General features: G+C 30.3%; 3 protein-coding genes. All 3 read right to left on the bottom strand.

The features are described 5' to 3' along the window. Positions 1 to 665: 665 nt before the first annotated feature. Positions 666 to 1,877 (bottom strand): UDP-N-acetyl-D-mannosamine dehydrogenase, encoded by a 1,212-nt coding sequence (gene wecC, locus AABM47_RS09125; RefSeq protein ID WP_338410617.1) that lies wholly within the window; start codon positions 1,875 to 1,877, stop codon positions 666 to 668. Between the two features lie 2 nt (positions 1,878 to 1,879). Then, positions 1,880 to 2,998 (bottom strand): UDP-N-acetylglucosamine 2-epimerase (non-hydrolyzing), encoded by a 1,119-nt coding sequence (wecB, locus tag AABM47_RS09120; RefSeq protein ID WP_338410616.1) that lies wholly within the window; start codon positions 2,996 to 2,998, stop codon positions 1,880 to 1,882. Between the two features lie 9 nt (positions 2,999 to 3,007). After that, positions 3,008 to 3,545 (bottom strand): GDP-mannose 4,6-dehydratase (locus tag AABM47_RS09115; RefSeq protein WP_338410615.1); only part of this gene is annotated, 538 nt, incomplete at its 5' end.

The following is a 3,545-nucleotide window of genomic DNA, read 5'->3' as shown; positions in this document are numbered from 1 at the left end:
TATTGAACGTTTTAATAAAAAAAATTTAAAATCGGCTATCGAAAAAATAAATTTTAAATCTTTTGTAAATACTAAATATGTTATAAATGTTAAAAAAAATCCTAAAACAATAGCAGTAAAAAAACCAAAAATACCATAATAATAAGTTAATATTACAATTATTATAGATGTGATAACTTTGCTGAAAAAATTTATAAAACTTAACTTTTTTATTTGTTTTGTAGCATTATAATAGGCATAAAATAAAGCATTGATAACAATAATAAAAATTGAAAACGAAAATAAATTTAAATAATGTATTAGTTCTGAATTGTTTGAAATAATCCTAAAATTTGCCAATAACAGAAAAATACTAATAAATATAATACATGAAAAAAGTGAAAGTATTATCGACAAACTAAAAAGTATTGATTTTTCTTTATTAGAAACATTATCGCTCGCTGAAATTTTTAATATTGCAGAACTTAACCCTAAACCACATATAACAGATAAAAGTTGAACGTAATTTTGCCAACTTTTTATTAAACCTAATTCTTCAGGTTTAATAAAAGAAGCAATTAAAAATTGGGCCCCAAAAAAACTTAATGCAATTAATAGATTTGAAAATATTAAATGAAATAATCCTTTTGAATATACTGATATTAATATGTTTTTAAATTTCTTTATCATACAGTTACCCCACAAAAATCTAAAACAATTTTTTCTTTTGCTATTTCAAGCTTTTTAAACTCGTTGTGGGCTACTAAAAAAACGATTATATCTGCTTTTTCTGCAGCTGCTTTATAGTTTGTTATTTTAAAAACATGATGATCTTCAATATTAGGCTCAACAATAAAATACTGTTCATCTTGAGCGTCTTGAAGCACTTTTTGAGCAATATATTTTGCTGGAGATTCTCTTAAATCGTCTATGTTTGGCTTAAAAGCTAATCCCATAAGGGCTACACTTGGTTTTTTGCCGTGCTTGATTTGAAATTCTAATTTTGCCGTTTTTACTTGTTCCGCACACCAAAATGATTTGTAATTATTAACCTCTCTAGCCGAAGCTATAATTTTTGATTCCATTGGATAATCGGCCACAATAAAATAAGGATCAACAGCAATACAATGTCCTCCAACGCCACATCCCGGTTGCAAAATATTTACTCGTGGATGTTTATTGGCTAATTTAATAAGATCCCAAACATTAATATCTGCTTTTGCACAAATTAAAGATAATTCATTCGCAAATGCAATTTGAACATCTCTTGAAGAATTTTCAGTTAATTTACACATTTCTGCCGTTCTTGCATTTGTTGCATGCAATTCACCTTTAACAAATTGGCTGTAAAATGCTATTGATTTTTTAGTAGAAGCATCATCTACTCCTCCAATTACTCTGTCATTGTGAACCAATTCGTACATTACATTGCCAGGTAAAACGCGTTCTGGACAATAGGCTAAATATATTTTTTCTTTTAATTCGGGTCTTTCAGAAAAAATATATTTCATCATTTTTTCTGTAGTTCCAATAGGTGAAGTTGATTCTATAATATATAAATCACCCTCTTTTAGCAATGGAATTATTGCTTTTGTAGCTGCTTGTACAAATGAAATGTCGGGTTCGTTTTTAGCTTTAAAAGGAGTGGGTACTACAATTAAATAAACCTCAGCTGGTACTGGTTTGGTATCTGCTTTTAGAAAGCCAGAGCCAACAGCTTTTGCAACAACTTCATCTAAGCTGGGCTCAATAATATGTATTTTTCCTGCATTTATGGTGTCGACTACTTTTTGATTTACATCTACACCATGAACGTGAATATTATTATTGGCAATTAAGGCCGATGTAGGTAAACCAATGTATCCAAGTCCAATTGTTACTACTTTTTGTTGACTCATATTTAATATTGTTTAATATAATTGATTATTCTTTCACAAGCTTTACCGTCACCATAGGGATTATGCAAAGCACTCATTTGTTGATATTTATCTGGATCGTTTAATAAACTTAAACATTCTGAAACAATTTTATTTTTATTTGTCCCTACTAAAATAACCGTTCCTGCTTCCACAGCTTCAGGTCTTTCGGTAGTGTCACGCATTACTAGCACTGGCTTTCCTAAACTTGGAGCTTCTTCTTGAACTCCGCCACTATCCGTAATGATAATATACGATTGATTCATTAACCATACAAAAGCAGGATAAGCTAATGGTTTAATGAGTTTAATATTGGATACATCGCCTAATATTTCATATACAGGCCCTTTTACATTGGGATTTAAGTGAACCGGATAAATAATTTGAACATCTGGACTTGTAACTGCAATTTCTTTTAAAGCAGCGCAAATATTAATAAAACCATCACCGTGATTTTCTCTTCGATGGCCAGTAACTAAGATTACCTTTTTATTAAAATCAACAGTTGATTTTAAAGATTCTATTTCTTCATTTTTTATTGTATTTACTTTATCCGAACTTTGTAAAAGTGCATCAATTACTGTATTTCCAGTAACCAAAATAGAAGAACTCGAAATGTTTTCTAAAAGTAAGTTCGCTTTTGAAGTAATGGTAGGTGCAAAATGTATATCGGCAATTCTACCCGTTATTTGCCTATTAATTTCTTCTGGAAATGGTGAATATTTATTATGTGTCCTAAGACCCGCTTCTACATGACATACTTTTGCCCCCGAATAAAAAGCAGCAATACTTGTAGCCATTGTGGTAGAAGTATCTCCATGTACATATACAAAATCAGGTTTAAATTCTTCCAAAATAGGTTTCAATCCTAAAATAATCTCTGATGTTAGCGCATATAAATTCTGATTTGGTTTCATTAAATCTAAATCATAGTCAGGTTTAATTTCAAAAAAAATTAAAACTTGATCTAACATTTCTCTGTGTTGCGCTGTAACACATACACGAGTTTCAAAATTTTCTTTGTCTTTTAAAAATTCAATAACCAAAGGAGCCATTTTAATAGCTTCAGGTCGAGTTCCAAATACAATTAAATTTTTTTTCATTTCTTATTTCTATTGTTTTTCATAGTACTTTGCATATTCTCCCGAGGTAATGTTTTTGAGCCATACTTCATTTGCTAAATACCAATCTATTGTTTTTTCTAAACCTTGTTCAAAGGTTACCGATGGTTTCCAGCCTAGTTCTTTATTTATTTTTGAAGCGTCAATAGCGTAACGCAAATCGTGCCCTGGTCGGTCTTTTACATAGGTAATTAATTCTTCTGATTCGCCAGCATTTCTACCTAATTTAGCATCCATTTGTTGGCACAAAAGTTTTACTAAATCAATGTTTTGCCATTCGTTAAAACCACCAATATTATAGGTTTCATGGTTTTTCCCTTCATGAAAAACTAAATCTATTGCCACAGCATGATCTTCTACAAAAAGCCAATCTCTAGTATATTTTCCATCACCATAAACAGGTAAAGGCTTTTGCTCTATAATGTTATGAATGAATAAAGGAATTAATTTTTCTGGAAAATGATAAGGTCCATAATTGTTAGAACAATTGGTAATTACATAAGGCAAGCCATAGGTTTCGCCATAGGCT

This window comes from uncultured Flavobacterium sp. (assembly GCF_963925415.1).
In the GTDB taxonomy this organism is placed as follows: domain Bacteria; phylum Bacteroidota; class Bacteroidia; order Flavobacteriales; family Flavobacteriaceae; genus Flavobacterium.
The sequence above is the reverse complement of the archived record's forward strand: the minus strand, read 5'-3'. Positions and strand labels throughout refer to the sequence as shown.